The sequence below is a fragment of the Henriciella aquimarina genome, from assembly GCF_002088975.1.
Classification (GTDB): domain Bacteria; phylum Pseudomonadota; class Alphaproteobacteria; order Caulobacterales; family Hyphomonadaceae; genus Henriciella; species Henriciella aquimarina.
Map to the genome: position 1 here is coordinate 86,607 of NZ_NCST01000061.1, position 16,372 is coordinate 102,978.

Annotated in this window: 16 protein-coding genes; 6 read left to right on the plus strand and 10 right to left on the minus strand. The window is 63.2% G+C overall.

Going from position 1 to position 16,372, the window contains the following annotated elements:
• Positions 1–65 precede the first annotated feature (65 nt).
• The 3 genes from B8784_RS08900 to recR are packed head-to-tail and all read left to right on the plus strand — an operon-like array spanning position 66 to position 2,765.
• Positions 66–1,817: a DNA polymerase III subunit gamma/tau gene (locus tag B8784_RS08900; protein WP_084397544.1), complete on the plus strand. Its 1,752-nt coding sequence runs from the start codon at positions 66–68 to the stop codon at positions 1,815–1,817.
• 9 nt (positions 1,818–1,826) lie between these two features.
• Entirely contained in the window at positions 1,827–2,150 is a 324-nt protein-coding gene (locus B8784_RS08905; protein WP_084397546.1) for a YbaB/EbfC family nucleoid-associated protein, read from the plus strand.
• Positions 2,151–2,159: 9 nt separating this feature from the next.
• The gene (recR, locus tag B8784_RS08910; RefSeq protein WP_084397548.1) at positions 2,160–2,765 is read left to right on the plus strand and encodes a recombination mediator RecR; all 606 of its coding nucleotides are present in this window, start codon (positions 2,160–2,162) and stop codon (positions 2,763–2,765) included.
• A gap of 3 nt (positions 2,766–2,768) precedes the next feature.
• Here the strand turns inward: recR and B8784_RS08915 are convergent, their stop codons facing one another.
• The 3 genes from B8784_RS08915 to B8784_RS08925 form a co-directional block, all read right to left on the minus strand.
• Positions 2,769–3,389, minus strand: a complete 621-nt coding sequence (locus B8784_RS08915; RefSeq protein WP_084397550.1) for a glutathione S-transferase family protein — start codon at positions 3,387–3,389, stop codon at positions 2,769–2,771.
• Positions 3,386–4,639 (minus strand): PQQ-dependent sugar dehydrogenase, encoded by a 1,254-nt coding sequence (locus tag B8784_RS08920; protein WP_084397552.1) that lies wholly within the window; start codon positions 4,637–4,639, stop codon positions 3,386–3,388. The genes B8784_RS08915 and B8784_RS08920 overlap by 4 nt, the downstream gene beginning before the upstream one ends.
• A 127-nt stretch (positions 4,640–4,766) precedes the next feature.
• Positions 4,767–7,751 carry a TonB-dependent receptor gene (locus tag B8784_RS08925; protein ID WP_233356037.1) on the minus strand — a complete coding sequence of 995 codons (2,985 nt, stop codon included), beginning with the start codon at positions 7,749–7,751 and terminating at the stop codon, positions 4,767–4,769.
• 243 nt (positions 7,752–7,994) lie between these two features.
• Here B8784_RS08925 and queC point away from each other — a divergent pair, with 243 nt between their 5' ends.
• Genes queC through B8784_RS08940 form a run of 3 tightly spaced genes read left to right on the plus strand, consistent with a single transcriptional unit; the run spans position 7,995 to position 9,741 of the window.
• Positions 7,995–8,705 (plus strand): 7-cyano-7-deazaguanine synthase QueC, encoded by a 711-nt coding sequence (queC, locus tag B8784_RS08930; protein ID WP_084397554.1) that lies wholly within the window; start codon positions 7,995–7,997, stop codon positions 8,703–8,705.
• Positions 8,702–9,355 carry a 7-carboxy-7-deazaguanine synthase gene (gene queE, locus B8784_RS08935; protein ID WP_084397556.1) on the plus strand — a complete coding sequence of 218 codons (654 nt, stop codon included), beginning with the start codon at positions 8,702–8,704 and terminating at the stop codon, positions 9,353–9,355. The genes queC and queE overlap by 4 nt, the downstream gene beginning before the upstream one ends.
• Positions 9,310–9,741 carry a 6-carboxytetrahydropterin synthase gene (locus B8784_RS08940; RefSeq protein WP_084397558.1) on the plus strand — a complete coding sequence of 144 codons (432 nt, stop codon included), beginning with the start codon at positions 9,310–9,312 and terminating at the stop codon, positions 9,739–9,741. Before queE ends, B8784_RS08940 begins: the two co-directional genes overlap by 46 nt.
• On the opposite strand, the gene B8784_RS08945 is transcribed toward B8784_RS08940, so the two are convergent.
• From B8784_RS08945 to B8784_RS08970, 7 genes are all read right to left on the minus strand, one after another.
• The gene (locus B8784_RS08945; protein WP_084397560.1) at positions 9,738–10,241 is read right to left on the minus strand and encodes a hypothetical protein; all 504 of its coding nucleotides are present in this window, start codon (positions 10,239–10,241) and stop codon (positions 9,738–9,740) included. The genes B8784_RS08940 and B8784_RS08945 overlap by 4 nt on opposite strands.
• Before the next feature lie 86 nt (positions 10,242–10,327).
• On the minus strand, positions 10,328–10,516 hold the full coding sequence (locus tag B8784_RS21295) for an NF038104 family lipoprotein (RefSeq protein ID WP_143435387.1): 189 nt from the start codon (positions 10,514–10,516) through the stop codon (positions 10,328–10,330).
• Between the two features lie 45 nt (positions 10,517–10,561).
• The gene (locus B8784_RS08950) at positions 10,562–11,257 is read right to left on the minus strand and encodes a pirin family protein (protein WP_084397562.1); all 696 of its coding nucleotides are present in this window, start codon (positions 11,255–11,257) and stop codon (positions 10,562–10,564) included.
• Positions 11,258–11,375: 118 nt separating this feature from the next.
• On the minus strand, positions 11,376–12,293 hold the full coding sequence (locus tag B8784_RS08955; protein ID WP_084397564.1) for an SDR family NAD(P)-dependent oxidoreductase: 918 nt from the start codon (positions 12,291–12,293) through the stop codon (positions 11,376–11,378).
• A gap of 93 nt (positions 12,294–12,386) precedes the next feature.
• A complete protein-coding gene (locus B8784_RS08960) occupies positions 12,387–14,021 on the minus strand; it encodes a ShlB/FhaC/HecB family hemolysin secretion/activation protein (RefSeq protein ID WP_084397566.1) in 1,635 nt (544 codons plus the stop codon).
• A 64-nt stretch (positions 14,022–14,085) separates the two neighbouring features.
• Complete coding sequence (locus tag B8784_RS08965; RefSeq protein ID WP_143435388.1) at positions 14,086–15,147, minus strand: collagen-like protein; 1,062 nt, start codon at positions 15,145–15,147, stop codon at positions 14,086–14,088.
• Positions 15,148–15,267: 120 nt separating this feature from the next.
• The gene (locus tag B8784_RS08970; protein ID WP_084397573.1) at positions 15,268–16,257 is read right to left on the minus strand and encodes an NAD(P)H-dependent flavin oxidoreductase; all 990 of its coding nucleotides are present in this window, start codon (positions 16,255–16,257) and stop codon (positions 15,268–15,270) included.
• Between the last annotated feature and the right edge of the window lie 115 nt (positions 16,258–16,372).

Here is a 16,372-nt window from a genome sequence, read left to right on the forward strand (position 1 = left end):
AGGCTGTAAAACAGCGAGCCCGCCATTGCGGAAGACCCCGAGTCCCTGCCATTAGTAAACCGGTAATGACTGACGAAACGGAAACCGGGCCCGAGGCTGAGGCCGAACGCGACGACGCGACCTTCTCCATGTTCGGAGAAGACGAGATGGGCTCGGCCGAGCAGAACGCGCCTTACCAGGTGTTGGCGCGGAAATACCGCCCGCGCGTCTTCGCCGACCTGATCGGCCAGGAGGCCATGGTCCGGACCCTGCGCAACGCGTTCGAGCTGGACCGGATCGCGCATGCTTTCATGCTGACCGGCGTTCGCGGCGTCGGCAAGACGACGACGGCCCGGCTGCTGGCGCGGGCGTTCAACTATGAGAGTGAGGACCATGAGGGCCCGAGCCTGAAGCTCGAGCCGCCGGGCGAGCACTGCAAGGCGATCATGGAGAGCCGGCACCCGGATGTGCTGGAGCTCGATGCCGCCTCGCGCACCGGCGTGGCCGACATGCGCGAACTGCTCGACGGCGTGCGCTATGCCCCGGTCTCGGCGCGCTTCAAGGTCTACATCATCGACGAAGTCCACATGCTCTCGACGGCGTCGTTCAATGCGCTGCTCAAGACGCTGGAAGAGCCGCCGCCGCATGTGAAGTTCATCTTCGCGACGACCGAAATCCGCAAGGTGCCGGTCACGGTGCTGTCGCGCTGCCAGCGCTTTGATCTGAAGCGGCTGGAAACCGCCGACCTCGCCGCGCATCTCGGCAAGATCGCCGCGCGCGAAGGCGCCAAGATTTCCGAAGAAGGCATCACGCTGATCGCCCGCGCCGCGGAAGGCTCGGTGCGCGACGGGCTCTCCATCCTCGACCAGGCGATCGTGCAGGGACTCGATGGCGGCGAGATTACCGGTGAGGCCGTCCGCGACATGCTGGGCCTGGGTGACCGGCTGCGGCTGCTGGACGCGTTCGAATATGCCGTCACCGGCAAGGCGAAAGAGGCGGTGAACGAGATCACCGACCAGATCCATGCTGGTGCCGATCCGCTGGTTCTGATGAAGGACCTGCTCGAGATCGCCGCCGACGTTGCGACCGTCCAGGCCATGGGCGACAATTACACGCTGCCCGGCCCGGCCGACTGGACGAGCCGGACAAAGCAGATCGCCGAGAGCGTTTCGCCGGCCCAGGCTCAGCGCAACTGGCAGATCCTGCTCTCTGGCTATCGCGACACCCAGAGCGCCCCGGAAGGCGATGTCGCGCTGCGAATGGTCATCCTGCGGCTGGTCTCGGCCGCTAGTCTGCCCTCGCCGGAAGATGCCGCGCGCCTGATCGCCGAAGGCGGCGGTGGCGGCGCGGCGCCGAAAGGCCAGGGCGGCAAGGCCGATCCGAACGTCGCGCCGGTTGGCGGCGGCGGGAGCGGTCAGCTCTCCAAGTTCGAGGATGTGCTCGACTTGCTGGAAAAGGAGCGCCAGCCAACCCTCTGGGGCGAGGCCAAGGCCTATATCCGCCCGGCCGTCTTTGCCGACGGGACGATCAGCTGTGACCTGAAAGACGGCGCGCCAGTGGATCTGCTGCGGCGCCTGACGGATTTCCTGGAAATCTCCACCGGCCGCATCTGGGATGTGCAAAAGGCCAGAACCGGCGAGGAAACCGTCAAGGAGCGCGAGGACCGCCACAAGGCCGAGCGGATCGACGCGGTGAAGGCTGATCCGGAGGTGCAGGCGGCGCTGAAAGCCATTCCCGGCGTTGAAATCGTCGATGTTACAGACAGGCCGGCTCTTGAAGGTCAGGTCGCTGAAGACAATGTCGTCCCCTTGCGGGTGGCGAATCAGAAGAAAGGTTAGTGCGTGGGCATGAAGGATCTGTCGAAAATCATGCAGCAGGCCCAGCAGATGCAGGCCAAGATGCAGGAAGCCCAGGAGAAGATCGAGGCGATTGAGGCCGAAGGCGTCGCGGGCGCCGGCATGGTCAAGGTGCGCCTGCGCGGCAAGGGCGAAATGGTCGGCGTGGATATCGATCCGTCGCTGATGGGCGACGAGGCCGAAATCGTCGAAGACCTGATCAAGGCAGCCCATGCCGACGCCAAGAAGCGCCTCGATGAGGAAATGGAAAAGGCGATGAAGGAAGCGACCTCCGGCATGGGCGGTATGCTTCCGGGCTTCAAGATGCCGTTCTAGAGATCGGCAATGAGCCAGAAAAGCGCCGGTCCTGAAATCCTGAAAATGATCGAGCTGATCGCGAAGCTGCCCGGTCTGGGCCCGCGCTCGGCCCGGCGGGCGGCCCTGCACCTGCTCAAGCGCAAGGACCAGCTGCTCCTGCCGCTCGCCGATGCGCTGGCCGAGGCCGGCAACCGGATCGAGCGCTGCAATGTCTGCGGCAACTATGACACGCTGCAGCCCTGCGCGGTCTGTCAGTCGGATGGGCGCGATGACAGCGTCATTTGCGTGGTCGAGGATGTGCCCGACCTCTGGGCGCTGGAACGCGCCAGCGCGTTTCGCGGGCGCTATCATGTGCTGGGCGGCGTCTTGTCACCGCTCGACGGGATCGAGCCGGAAGACCTCACCATCGGCATGCTGGTCGACCGGGTGAAGGCCGGCGAGGTGCGCGAGATCATCTTCGCGCTCTCGGCCACGCTGGATGGCCAGATCACGGTCGACTATGTGCGCGACCAGCTCGAGGAGCTGGGCGGCGATGTCCATATCACGAGGCTGGCCCAGGGCGTGCCGCATGGCGGGGAGCTCGACCATCTGGACGAAGGCACGCTGGCCGCCGCCATGCGTTCGCGCCGCTAGGCGCTACTCGACAGCGCGCTCTTTCGCGCGCTTCCAGGCATCGCGCTCCAGATTGCGGTCGTGATAGGCCTTGAGATTGGTGTAGGGGGCGAGTTCGCCAAGCCGTTCGGCCATGTCGGCGATATAGCTGATGCCGATATCGGGCGCCTGGAAGGTGTCGCCGAGAATATACGGCATTTCGCCAAGGCGCTTGTCCAGAAGGCCCAGATGCAGCGGCACTTCGCCATCCGCAAACCCCTTGAAGACCGGTGACGGATTGTCGCCTTCGCGCGCCTGTAGCATGCGCAGGAAAAGCGGCAGGAAGGCCGAGCCTTCCGGATAGTGCAGCCAGCGCAGATATTCCGCCCAGGCCTTCCAGTCGGTGCGCGGCGGCGCAAACCGGCCGTCGGTGTCATAGCGGTCGACGAGGTAGGCCGCGATGGCGCCGGACTCGGTCAGCATGATGTCGTCGTCTTCGATCGTCGGCGACTTGCCGAGCGGCGTGGCCGCCTTGATGTCGTCCTGTGCGCGGAAGGTCTCCGGATTGCGGTGATAGACCTTCAGTTCATAGTCGAGGCCGAGTTCCTCAAGCAGCCAGACCGTGAAGATCGAGCGGCCGATACGAAGGTGATGAAGTGTGATCATTCGGGATCCGTTTCGCTGATGACGTAGATCACGCCTTCCATATTTGCCGTTGCCGCGTAAAGCCTGCCGTCGGGTCCGCTCGCGACGTCCCGGAAGGGGATTTCGAGATCCGCCAGCATGTCCTCCGTGCCGAGCACTTCGCCGGCTTCATCGAGATCGACATGGACGAGCTTCTGGCCTTTCGGCCCGTTCATGGCCGCGACGATCAGGTCGCCGTCCCAATCGGCCCATTCCGCCCCGCCGAGCAGGGTCATGCCGGAGGGTGCAATGGAGGGGACCCATTTGACGACGGGCTGTTCCATGCCGGGCGCCTTGGTCTTTTCGCTGATGATGGTGCCGTCATAATTGACGCCGAAGGTGATCTCCGGCCAGCCATAATTCTTGCCCGGTTCGATGATGTTGAGTTCGTCGCCGCCCTTCGGCCCGTGCTCGTGCGCCCAGAGAATTTCGCGGGTCTCGTCCCACACCAGGCCCTGGACGTTACGATGCCCGTATGACCAGACCGCGGGCGCGCCCTCTTCGCCGCTGGCATAGGGGTTGTCCTCGGGGATCGAGCCGTCCGGGTTAATCCGGACGATCGTGCCGTGATAATTCATCGGGTTCTGGGCTTCGTCCATATAGCGGAAGCCCTCGCCCAGCGTGACGATCAGGGTGCCGTCCGGCAGAAAAGCCAGGCGCCCGCCATAGTGGTAAGTCGTTGCCCGCGGCGTGCCGGCGAAGATCTCCTGGACGTCGTTCAGGCTGCTCAGGTCCTCGGAAAGGGTGCCTTTTATGACGGCGGTCGTGTTTTCTTCCGACGTGCCCTTGGCATAGGCCAGATAGAGCGTGCGGTTGGCGGCGAAATCGGGATCGAGTGCCATGGCGAAATAGCCGCCTTGTCCCTCGACCAGCGGTTCCGGCGTGCCGGCAATGGGCTCGGCGACCAGCTCGCCATCGCGGATGATGCGGATATGGCCGTCGCGCTCGCTTACCAGCATGTCGCCGGACGGCAGGAAGACCATGTCCCACGGAAAGGTCAGCCCGCCCGTCACAGGCGTCAGCGTGTAGCCATCCTTGGAGGTGAGGGTTTCGGGCACAGGGCTTTCGGCCTCGGTTTCCGCCTCCTCGGCCGCGGCATCGTCTCCCGTCTTCTCCTGTGAGGCGGCCTCACTGGCGCTCGGCGATGGCTCCGGAGAGGCCGGGCCGGTCTCGCCGCCCGAACAGGCGGCAGCCAGGAGGATTGCGGTGGTCGTGACAAGGACGGTTCTCATGCAGGGCACCCCGGAATTGATCGTGACATGACTGTAGCTTGCCTTGGGCCTCACGCAAATCGCGGGCGGTGAAAACAAAAGGGCGGCGCTTGCCGCGCCGCCCTCTCGCTCTGGATCGTGGGATTGCCTACCAGCGCTTGCGCACCGAGACGCCATAAAGGCGCGGCTCGTTCAGGAAGGCGTTGGAATAGAGCCCCGAGGAATCATCGGTCAGATAAGCCCCGGTGATGACTTCTTCATCGGTGATGTTCTTGCCGAAGATCTCGAGTTCGAGCCCGTTCATGTCGTTATAGAACTGGAGGGACAGATTGACGTTGCTCCAGCCGTCGAGATCGTCGCGGGCTGTGTTCCAGACCCGGCTGAGGCTGTCGGCCTGGTAGTAGTAGTCCCCGCGAATGCGCATCGCCCAGTCGCCGTTGAACAGGCTGTCCCAAGTGTATTCCGCCCCGATGCTGAGCGTCATCTCCGGCGCGCCCGGGATCTCGTTGCCGTCGAGGTCCTTGGCCTCGCCGTCAAATGGGGTCAGGGCGGAGACGGTCTGCAGCTCACCATTGGAATCGACATAGGTGATGCTTTCGCCCGAAAGACCGAGGGCGGCTTCCAGGATGGCGATATCCTGCTGCAGGTTGCCAGTGCCTTCGATGTCGTCATTCGGGTCGCCGGCGACCGCCTCGGCCACGCCCCGGGCGAGGTCACCATTACAGAGCCCGCCCGTGGCGCCTGGAGGCGGTGCACCGGCTGCGCCCGAGGCAATGGCCCCGAGAACCGTCTGATAGCCAAGCGTCGAGACCACACAGTTGGAATAGCTCGACGCATTCTTCAGAACCGTCATGTCCGCCCGGCCGTTGGTCCGGTCCAGGACGTCGATGGCGAAGGTGTCCTGGATCTCGGTATCCAGAAGTCCGAGATTGGCGTTGATGACGAAGGTCGATGCCGGGTTCCAGATGGTCTCGAATTCGAGGCCTTGCAGCTTGGCGTCGATATTGAAGTTGGCCGAAGACCGATTCACGATCTGCGTGATCTGATAGCCTTCATAGTCATAGTAGAAGCCGGTGGCATTCAGCTGGAGGGCGCCGTTTGCCAGCGTGTTCTTCGTGCCGATTTCATAGGAATTGATGAACTCCGGATCGAAGAATTGCGGGAAGGCATTGGTATTGCCGGCCGGCTGGGGCGGGTTGATGCCGCCGCCCTTGTAGCCCTTCGAGTAGAAGGCATAGATCAGCGTGTCGTCGGAGAAGCTGAGGTCTGGCGACCAGTCCAGACCGATCCGGCCCGTGGTTTCCTGGAAGCTGACATTATAGGTGCCATCCCCGGCATTGTCCGGCTCGGCGCCAGGCACCGGCTGGGGCGCCAGCGGGTCGACGCTGCCATCATTCGGCGTGAACAGGAAGGTCGGCGTGTTTTCCTGAGACTTGTCGTCATCGGTGTAACGCAGGCCAACGGTCAGCTGAAGGTTGTCGGTGATGTCGAAATAGCCTTCGCCGAAGACGGCAAAGGATTCGAGCTTGTAGGGCGAGAGTGAGCGGAAATAGTTGCCGCCATCACCGCCGAGGTTCATCAGCGGCCCATAGGAAGGGCCGTCTGTGTCGACCGGCACCGGGCCGCCAAAAATGGCCCCCCCAAGCGCGTTGTTGAGCTGGGTCAGCGCCGTCAGCGTATTGGAGAAGACGTAGTAGCCTTCATCCGGATTGTTCTGGTCGACGGCTTCATAGTCGATCGAGATCGCGCCAACATTGAAGTTGAAGCGGCCTTCGAAATCCGACTGCAAGCGAACCTCGTGCGTGGTTTGTTCGCTCGAGCCCCCTGACAGATCGAATGTCTGGAAGAAGTTGGACGCCCCGAGCTGGGGATCGGTGACGACTCCGCCGGGGAAGAGGGCCTGATAGACTCCGGCCAGGTTCGGGTTGCCGAGCGGAATTCCGGCTTCGTTGAAGGGAATATTGGCGCCGACCTTGTTATAGTCCTCGATCGAGCGAATGCTCGATTCGCCATAGCTGCCGAGATAGGTCAGCAGCAGGGAGTCGGTCAGGTCGAATTCGCCCTTCCAGGTGAACAGGTCCTGATCGGCATAGTAGTCGGGATCGAAGGACGACTCGATTGTCCGCAGGTCCGCGATGGCCGGCTGGGTAAAGGCATCGCCGCTCAGCAGGCCGACGACAATCCCAAGGCCGCCGCCCAGCGTCGCGACCGAATTAACCCGGTCATTCGACTGGTCGAGCGGGGCATCCTGACAGCCAAGCGAGGTGTAGACCTGATCGGCCGGGCTGATCGGAATGCCGCCGGCACTGGTTTCCAGCGGGTCCTTCGAGCAGAATTGCTTGCCGGAGCGCAGGCGGGAATCCTCTTCCTCGAAGTGCTCATAGGCTACCCAGCCGCGCAGGCGGTCGGTCGGCTCGAAAGCCAGGGTGGCGCGGATGCCGTAAAGATCGCGGTCGTCGATGTCATTGCCGGTGACGACGTTGTCGACATAGCCGTCGCGCTGCATCATCGAGCCGGCCACGCGCAGGGCGACCCGGTCGCCGATCGGCATGTTGAACATGCCCTTCGCCTTGAAGGTGTTGTAGTTACCGTAGGTCAGCTTCAGGTCGCCCTGAAACTCTTCCATGACGGGCTTGGCCGTGATGACATTGATCACGCCGCCCGTGGCGTTACGGCCATACAGCGTGCCTTGCGGCCCCCGCAGCGTTTCGACCCGCTCCACATCGTAGAACTCGGCTTCGAAAAGGCGGTTGGCCGTGAGCGGCACATCGTTCTGGTGAACGCCGACCCCGGCATCGCCCGACTGGGCGACCAGGTCTGCGCCGATGCCGCGGATCTTGAAGTTGTAACTGGTGAAGTTGCCCTTGGTGAAGGAGACGTTCGGGATCGATTTTGTGAGATCGGGCCCGCCGGTCAGCTGCAGTTTTTCGAGCGCTTCTTCGTCGAAGGCCGAAACCGCAATCGGAACGTCCTGGATCGACTCTTCGGTCTTCTGCGTGGTCACGAGAACCGTGCCAAGCTTGCGTTGTGCGTCGTCCTGTGTCTGCGCCGTGGCCGACGGGCCAGCCCAGCTCAAGGCGAGCGCCGATGCCCCCGCGAGCATCAGATACTTCTCGGGTGTCTTCGGAATCATGTGTCTCTCCTCCCAGTCGAGCATTGTTTATTATTAGTGCTCGATCTTTGCGTTTCCTCGCGAGGTCTTCCGTGTTTCCGGAAGTACCTCAATCGTCATGACAGCGGCAGGCGTGACACTTTGTCAACTACTTCGTGACTTTTGAGTAATATGCTTGGGAGGCGTGATTTTCCGGTGACGGTATCTTGCCGTAACGGAAGGTTTTGCTTGGTTGGAACACAAGGCTCTGGTACTGGCGCGGCCATGACAAAGCTCTCCTCTGCGCTTGTCCTGTTCTCCGGAGGACAGGATTCCACGACGTGTCTCGCCTCGGCGCTCAAGCGCTTCCGGCATGTTGAAACGATCGGCTTTGATTATGGCCAGCGCCATAAGGTGGAGCTTTCCTGTCGGGACAATGTGCTGAAGGCGATCCGGTCGGATTTCCCGCAATGGGCCGACCGGCTGGGGCAAGACCATATGATCGACCTTGGCCTGCTGGGGGAAATCAGCGAGACCGCGCTGACCCGTGAGGCCGAGATCGAAGAGGGTGAAGACGGCCTGCCGAACACTTTTGTGCCCGGGCGCAATCTCATCTTCCTGACAGTGGCTGGTGCGCTGGCCTGGCGGCGCGGCATCAGCCTGCTGGTGGGGGGCATGTGCGAGACGGATTATTCCGGCTATCCCGACTGTCGGCGCGAAACCATCGACGCCCAGCAGAAGGCGCTCGCGCTCGGCATGGACAAGGCCATCTCGATCGAGACACCCCTGATGTGGCTGGACAAGGCCGAAACCTGGCAGCTTGCCGAGGATCTTGGCGGGCAGGCGCTGATCGATATCATCGTCAAGGACACCCACACCTGCTATCTGGGCGAACGCCTGCACCGGCATGACTGGGGCTATGGCTGCGGAAGCTGCCCGGCCTGCGAACTGCGGGCGGCCGGTTACAGGAAGTGGCGCAAGGGCCTGACCCCGTGAAGACTTACTCCGTGAAGGAAGCCTATGTGACCCTCCAGGGGGAGGGCGCGCAGACCGGTCGTGCGGCGGTCTTTCTGCGCTTTGCCGGCTGCAATCTCTGGAGCGGGCTGGAACGCGACCGGGAAAAGTCTGTCTGCCAGTTCTGCGACACGGATTTTGTCGGCACCGATGGCGAGAATGGCGGCAAGTTTCGCGGCGCCGAGGCGCTCGCCGGTCATGTCGCCGCACTCTGGCAGGCGGATGGGCGCACGACGGGCGAGGCGGCCTATGTCGTCTGCACCGGTGGGGAGCCGCTGATGCAGCTCGATGCGGCGCTGATCGGCGCGCTCAAGGCGAAGGGGTTTGAGGTCGGGGTGGAGACAAATGGCACGCTGGCGGCACCTGAGGGGCTCGACTGGATCTGTGTTTCGCCCAAGGCCGACGCAGAGATTATCCAGACCCAGGGCGACGAATTGAAGCTGGTTTACCCCCAGACCGAGGCGGGCGCGCAGCCCGAGCGCTTTGAGAGCCTGCAGTTCAGGCACTTTTTCCTGCAGCCCAAAGATGATAGCAGACAAACGGAAAATATTGCCGCAGCCGCGGCCTATTGCATGAAGCATCCGAAATGGCGACTGAGCTTACAGACCCACAAGCTGATCGGGCTGCCCTGAGCCCGTCTGGTGAAGTGTTCGAGATCTCGAAGGCGGTGACCTTCGAGGCGGCCCACTTCATGGGCGGAAAACCCGAAGGGCACCCTTACCGCAACCTCCACGGCCACAGTTTCAGGCTGGAAGCGTCCGTGCGCGGGCGCGTGAAGCCCGGCGAGGAATGGGTTGAGGATTTCAGCCTCCTGACGCAGGAGCTGAACGGCGTGGCGGCGCGGCTCGATCACCGGCTGCTCAACGATATTGAGGGCCTGTCTGTGCCGACGCTCGAGCGCATCTGCCTCTGGGTCGCTGGCGAACTGAAGACCAGGCTGCCGGGCCTCACCCGGGTCAGCCTGTCGCGGCCCTCTCTCAATGAGAATTGTACTCTCGAAATCGGCGGGACGGATTAGCCGCCGGGGCCTGTGGAGACCTTTGCCGACTCGCTGAGCTTGTCTGCAAACTTCTTCGCAAACCGGCGGGATGCCCGGTCGGCGTCACCCCAGACGCTGGACGCCACGACCTGATTGATATTGGTCTCGAACCAGTCATAGCTCAGCTCTGCGAGGACGTTGCCATTGGCGTCATAGGCCGTGCCTTCAAGGTCCATGCCGCCGATCGACTTCGAGCGCAGCATGTCCAGACCGGGCCGGTCCTTGAGCTGTTGCATGGTCGGGCGGTTGGGTTTTGCGTCGATGATCGTGACGCTGACGCGGGCCGGGTCGATCTTGGCTTTGCCGAATTCCCGCTCGAGGTCTTCGCGAATATCCTCGGACAGCCGGTCACCCTCACGCATGCCGTAATCTTCCTGGAGTTTTTTCGAGAACTCCGGCGAATAGGTCACGTCGATCTCGGCCGCGCTGGCGAAGGGAAGGGCCATGGCGGCGAGAAGGGCAATGATGAACACTTTCATGAGAACCTCCTGGTTCCGGTAAGCATACCATCGCAAACGGATACCTGTAAGGGCGGTTTCACAAAGCGTTGCCGGACCGCGCCGGTTCAGCCGTCCTGCTTCTTGCGTTTCTCGTCCTTGTCGCCGTCCGGAATGGCGGCATCGACGGCCGCACCGGTGACATTCACGGCGCCTTCCGCCACATCGCCGGCCACGCGCACAGCGCCGCCAACGATACATCCGCTAAGCAGCAAAGGGGTGGCAAGGAGAAGGAGTGCAGAACGGTATCGGGTCATGCGAGCAGACCTCGCATGACCCGTCTTAACCGGCCGTGAAGCCGGTTACACCGTATCGACGAAGACGATCTCGGCGTCTTCGAGCCCCTTGAAGACAAGCGTTTCCGCGCCCGTGACGGCCGCCCCGTCGCGCGCCTTCAGGGGCTCGCCATTCACCTCGACCGTCCCTGCCGCCAGGACGAAGTAGCCATGGCGCCCGGCGGGCACCTCATAGCTGAGCGTCTCACCGGTTTTCAGCGTTGCGCCCAGCACCTTCGCATCCTGACGGATCGGCAGGGCATCGTCGGCGTCGTTTCCGCTCGCCAGGATGGCCCACTGGCCGGACCGGTCGGTCTTCGGGAATTTGCGCGCGCCCCAGCCTGGTGCGCCGCCGGTTTCTGCCGGTTCGATCCAGATCTGGAAGAGGGTGGTCTCCTCGTCTTCGGCGTTCCATTCCGAATGCTGGACGCCGTTTCCGGCGCTCATCACCTGCACATCGCCAGCCTCGGTGCGGCCCTTGTTGCCAAGCGAATCCTTGTGCGTGATCGCACCGGTGCGGACATAGGTGATGATTTCCATGTCGCGGTGGCCATGCGGTGGGAAGCCGGTCTGCGCGCGGATCGTGTCGTCGTTCCAGACGCGCAGCCTGCCATGGCCCATCCGCGCCGGGTCATGATAGCGCGAAAAGGAGAAGTGATAGTGGGCGTCCAGCCAGTCATTCTGGAAGGTGCCGAGGTCTTCAAACCGTCTGATATCGATCATCGCGAGCCTCCTGACATCTGATACATCGGGTGCTGCGATATCTTGGAGCATGCCTATATGTCCGCCAGTATTCCCGGCGGACATCACTTATGCGGGATCGGCATTAATCGACGGGCCGCTAGATCGGCTCGTAGGGGAAGACGGTGGTCGTCGGCCCGAGATCCGTGAAGCTGCCCTGCATGGAGGGCAGGGCCTGATCGACAATGGTTTCCGGCGTCCAGCCTTCAAGCCGGGCGACCGATTTGACCGGGCGCGGCTGGTTGAACAGCACGATCTCATTGCCACGGACCGAGAAGATCTGGCCGGAAACATCCTTCGCCTTGTCGGCGCAGAGCGCGACGGCAAACTGGGCGACCTGGTCGGCACGCATGCCGTTTTTCATTCGCTCGACGCGCTCACGACCGGCCTCGTCCTTGACCGGAATGGAGGCGATCATGCGCGTCCAGGCAAACGGCGCGATGACATTGGAGCGGACATTCTTGCGCTCGCCTTCCATGGCGATGATGTGCGACAGGCTGGCAATGCCGAGCTTGGCGGCGCCGTAATTGGCCTGGCCGATATTGCCGATCAGGCCGGTCGTGGAGGTGAAGAGAACGTAGGAGCCGTCCTCCTGGTCGCGGAAGTGGTTCACCGAGGCGCGCGTGACGTTGAACGTGCCGTGCAGGTGGACGTCGATCACGGCCTTCCAGTCGTCTTCCGACATCTTGTGGAACATGCCGTCGCGCAGGATGCCGGCCGGGTTCATGATGGCGTGCAGGCCGCCAAACTCGTCCTTGGCCTGCTCGACCATGCCTTCGACCGCCTTGTACTCTGTGACGCTGTCGGAATTGGAAACCGCCTCGCCGCCGGCGGCCCGGATCTCCTGGGCGACCTTTTCGGCCGGGCCGGCATCGCCCTCGTCAGCGCCCGACAGGCTGCCGCCGAGATCGTTCACCACGACTTTCGCCCCGGCCTTCGCGGCAAGCAGCGCGCATTCCTTGCCGATGCCGTTCCCGCCGCCCGTGACCAGAACGACCTTTCCATCCAATACGCCCATGACTTCCTCCTAGTTGGCTATATTCAAGTCCATGACCGATTCCCAACACCCTATCAGCGCTAAAGGCAAGTGCGGCGTCTTGCGCCGATGGCCTCAGCGTGGGTCGTACCGGATGCGCCAGTTGACGGCGAACTGCCAGTCATCCTCGTAACCGGGGACAGGTTCGTCATAGGGGCGCGATGCTTCGACCCCCAACTGGCCGACCTTGTCATAGGCGGCGCGAATGCCGAAACCGGCCGAGCCAAGGTCTGCCGAAGGAATGGGGCGGTTGGCGAAATCGACGGTCGAATGGTCGACAAAGGCGTAGACCTCGCTCTTCGAGAATTTGCCCTTCCGGAGGGGACGATAGGCGGCTTCGACCAGGGCCGAGGCGCCGGTATCCGCATTGATGAGCCCGTTTTCGAAGGCGCGGCCATAATTCGGTCCACCGACGGAGAAGCGTTCATTCGCGGGCAGGGGATCATCGGTCCACTGGCCACGGGCATTGAACCGCAAATAATACTGCTTCGCGATACGCTGGACGAGCTTCAGGCTGGCTTCGGCCTTCAGAAAGTCGAGGGTGCCGACCGGCTGGGAGATGCGGGCGTCCAGGACGTCGAGCCCCTGCGAGACCTTGAGAGAAATGCCGGTATAGCGGTTCGGCTTTGTCCGGTCATAGCTGAGCGTTCCTCGTAACGCACGCGTGCGCTCGGTCGCGAGCAGCGAGCCGAAGGCGGCATTTTCGCTGTTGAGGGCATCAAGGGTCAGGATGCCCCGCAGATTGCGCTTGGAGGAGCGGATAAAGGGATGGCTCAGGGCGAGCGAGTACAGCTCCGCGTCGCCCGATATGCCCGTATCGTCGGCATAGGATTCCAGGCGTGCCGCGCCGGCGGTCGCCCGCGTTCCATTCGTGCCGATCGGCGTACTGTGCTGCAGGCCGGCATAGCGAGACGCGTCGAAATCCGTTGAGGCTGCGAGATCGAGGCGGGTTTGGTCGCCTGCCCGAAACAGGCCGTATCCCACAGCCTTGCCGCTGACCTGCCCCTGATCGATGAGGCGTGTGGTGCGGCTGTCATAACCGACACTGAAATCGGTTCGTTTTTGTTCGGCGTCCAGCCGCAGGCGGACCGCTGCCGGCTTTGTGCCGTTGATCACCTTTTCCGTGACCTTCAGGCCCGGCGTGTCATCGAGCAGAAGGAGATTGCGTTCCAGGTCGGCGCGGCTTGTCGGGCGTCCCTCCTGCACTCGGTCCGCATGCGCGGCAATCAGGGCCTGTTCACCGGAGGTGAGATCACCCGACAGGATAACCTGCTGGACGTAGCCTTCCGCGACAAGGATGCGGACCTTGTTGTTCGTGAAGTCCTGTTCGGGAACGACCAGCGTGAAAAGGGCCACATCGGATTTCCGGTACGCATCGGAGAGCGCATCGACGAGGGCTTCAAGCGTGTCGCGCGTCAGGGCCTGGCCAACGAACGGCTCGGCGGCTTCGGCAACCCTTGCCGGAACGGCTGTGCCCTCGAAATTGATCTGGCTGATGGCGCCGCCGGTCAGCCCGCTCGCATCGACTTCGGCCGACCCTGAGGGCAGCTTCGCGGACCGCTCGGGCAGGGCCGTTTGGTCGCGTTCGCGTTCCGGGTCCAGGCGGTCGCGGAACGTATCCGGCAGCTCCTGTCCGCAGGCGAGGGGTGGGGCGACAAGGCACGCTGCCAGCGATACCGCCAGCAGCGTCGGACGCATTTCGAATGTCATGGGAATCTTTCAGGACGCGCGAGACAGGCTGCGAAGGAGCCGACAGCCTGCCTCGTTTGCGGTCCTAGTTCTTGGGCCCGAGAAGGCCGCCGACAAGCCCGGAGACAGGGTCGCCCCCGGAGTCATCGCCGGAATCCTGCCCGAGCAGGCCGTCGGTTGTGTCGCCAACGGTTTCCACAAGACCCTCGGTCGTATCCTTCACGCCGGAAAGCGCGCCATCGGTGTCCGACCCGCTGTCGAGCAAGCCATCGACCGTGCCGCCGACATCGGTCAGGCCGCCAGAACCGGAGTCGCCCGTGAGGTTCGCGGTGACGGTCTCCACGGTGCCGCCAACATCTGAGAGGCCACCGCTACCGCCTTCGTTCGCGGCGAGCGTTCCCGTGACGGTTTCAGCTGTGTCGGTCACGGGTGCGAGAACGTTTTGGTCATTGCCGGCACTGAGCGAAACGAGCTCATCGCCGCTCAGAACGCCGACCTCGAGAGCACTGCCGCCTGTCTGTTCAGCCGACAGGAGGCTGGTTCCGATCAGGGGTTCGGCTTCCGGACTGCCAATTGCGAACGCCTCGCCGACACTGACATTGATCAGGGATCCCGGCGCCTCGGTGAGGCCATCGACGAGATACTGTTCGCCATTGCCGGTCTCAACGAGAGTCATCCCGACATTGTCAACGACTCCGACAACCGTGCCGGCCAGCGGGGTCGAGCCAGGCATTGCTTCGTCCAGAACGGCTGCGACCTTCATGCCTTCCGTGCTGACAGGGGTCACCGTTTCGCCTGTCGCCACGAGCAGGTCGGAGGCGACGGGCATCGTCTCGTCCGGATCGCCGGTATTGGCAAGCAGGCCGGTCCCGGCCACGCCTTCCGAGCCAACCAGACCGCCGGCCGCGATGATGCCAGCCTCGCCGAGGGTGGCTGTCTCGCCGTCTTCACCGTCTGAGCCACTTTGGCCAGCCGGTCCGGCAGGCCCTTGAGGCCCGGCCGGGCCCTGTTCGCCCTGCGCGCCGGCCGGGCCGGCTGGCCCGACACTCGCAATGCGGTGCCGTCCATCTGATTCGCAGGCTCCGGCACCAAGGAGCATGAGCGAAGTAAAGCAGAGTACTGCTGCGTGAGTCCGTGACTTGGGCATTTTTGCCTCCTGAAAGTCTTGTTTCCTCCCGCACCGGGTGATCCGATGCGCTTTCAGGTTGCGCGCCAAGTCTTTGGATATGCTTACGACGAAAAATAAATTTGGTTGAAATTGCCCATATCAGGCGGGCGCCGAGGCACCCTGCCTGTAGCCGGTCATCCGGTCCATGGCGGTTTCGGCTTCGCCAATGATCCGCTCGACGATGTTCTTCACGGGCAGGACGTCATGCACGCCGCCGGCTGACTGGCCCATGGCGAAGCAGGATGTGTCGGGGTCGAGCTTCGCTTCGTCGGTGATCCCGCCAATGCCGCCGATGACGCCTGTCTGGGTCGAATGAATGGCCTGCTGCGGGAAGGGCTGGATGTCCTGCGGGCGGCTTTCCCAGTCGAGGATATAGTCATTGGTGCGGCAGCGCATGGGCTTGCCTGAATAGCAGCGCGTGCGGGTCGTGTCGGTGTCGCCCGCGCCGACAATGGTCTGCTTGTACAGGTTGGCCGCATGCGCCTCCTCCGAGGCGATGAAACGCGTGCCCATCCAGACGCCGACGGCGCCCAGCGCGAGCGCGGCGGCCAGCCCGCGGCCGTCATAGATACCGCCAGCGGCGATGACGGGAATGTCGACGGCTTCGACGGCTTGCGCCACGAGCGGCATGGTCCCGACCAGGCCGGTATGCCCGCCGCCCTCGCCGCCTTGCAGGATAACGGCATCGCACCCGGCTTGCTCGGCTTTCACGGCGTGCTTTACGGCGCCGCCGACCACCATGACCTTCACGCCTGCCTTCTTGAGCTTTTCCATGATCGGCATCGGCACGCCGAGGCCGGCGACGAAGCTGTCGGCGCCATTGTCGATGATGACGTCGACCGACTCTTCCAGGCTTTCAGGCGAGGCGGCCAGCAGGTCGACGCCGAAGGGCTTGTCGGTCAGTTCGCGCACGCGCTTCATCTGGCCTTCGATGAAGTCCGGCGTCGTGCCGGCCATGCCCAGAACGCCGTAGCCGCCGGCATTGGACATCGCGGCGGCCAGCTCGGCATAGGACACCCCGCCCATACCGGCGAGCATGATGGGGTGGTCGATGCCGAGAAAGTCACAAAGCGGGGTGCGGATGGTCATAGCTCATTGCCTCCAGGAGTTTTGTCTCTGAATCGCTTGGCCCGGCTGGTTTGCCAAGCCGTCCCGCAGCGGCATGCCGCTGCGGGAGTGGAACCAAAGCCTGATTATTACGCTT

Excerpts from the sequence above, each read along its gene's own strand:
- B8784_RS08900 (WP_084397544.1), top strand. The coding sequence starts at position 66 with ATGACTGACGAAACGGAAACCGGGCCCGAGGCTGAGGCCGAACGCGAC.
- B8784_RS08905 (WP_084397546.1), top strand. The coding sequence starts at position 1,827 with ATGAAGGATCTGTCGAAAATCATGCAGCAGGCCCAGCAGATGCAGGCC.
- recR (WP_084397548.1), top strand. The coding sequence starts at position 2,160 with ATGAGCCAGAAAAGCGCCGGTCCTGAAATCCTGAAAATGATCGAGCTG.
- B8784_RS08915 (WP_084397550.1), bottom strand. The coding sequence starts at position 3,389 with ATGATCACACTTCATCACCTTCGTATCGGCCGCTCGATCTTCACGGTC.
- B8784_RS08920 (WP_084397552.1), bottom strand. The coding sequence starts at position 4,639 with ATGAGAACCGTCCTTGTCACGACCACCGCAATCCTCCTGGCTGCCGCC.
- B8784_RS08925 (WP_233356037.1), bottom strand. The coding sequence starts at position 7,751 with ATGATTCCGAAGACACCCGAGAAGTATCTGATGCTCGCGGGGGCATCG.
- queC (WP_084397554.1), top strand. The coding sequence starts at position 7,995 with ATGACAAAGCTCTCCTCTGCGCTTGTCCTGTTCTCCGGAGGACAGGAT.
- B8784_RS08940 (WP_084397558.1), top strand. The coding sequence starts at position 9,310 with ATGGCGACTGAGCTTACAGACCCACAAGCTGATCGGGCTGCCCTGAGC.
- B8784_RS08945 (WP_084397560.1), bottom strand. The coding sequence starts at position 10,241 with ATGAAAGTGTTCATCATTGCCCTTCTCGCCGCCATGGCCCTTCCCTTC.
- B8784_RS21295 (WP_143435387.1), bottom strand. The coding sequence starts at position 10,516 with ATGACCCGATACCGTTCTGCACTCCTTCTCCTTGCCACCCCTTTGCTG.
- B8784_RS08950 (WP_084397562.1), bottom strand. The coding sequence starts at position 11,257 with ATGATCGATATCAGACGGTTTGAAGACCTCGGCACCTTCCAGAATGAC.
- B8784_RS08955 (WP_084397564.1), bottom strand. The coding sequence starts at position 12,293 with ATGGGCGTATTGGATGGAAAGGTCGTTCTGGTCACGGGCGGCGGGAAC.
- B8784_RS08960 (WP_084397566.1), bottom strand. The coding sequence starts at position 14,021 with ATGACATTCGAAATGCGTCCGACGCTGCTGGCGGTATCGCTGGCAGCG.
- B8784_RS08965 (WP_143435388.1), bottom strand. The coding sequence starts at position 15,147 with ATGCCCAAGTCACGGACTCACGCAGCAGTACTCTGCTTTACTTCGCTC.
- B8784_RS08970 (WP_084397573.1), bottom strand. The coding sequence starts at position 16,257 with ATGACCATCCGCACCCCGCTTTGTGACTTTCTCGGCATCGACCACCCC.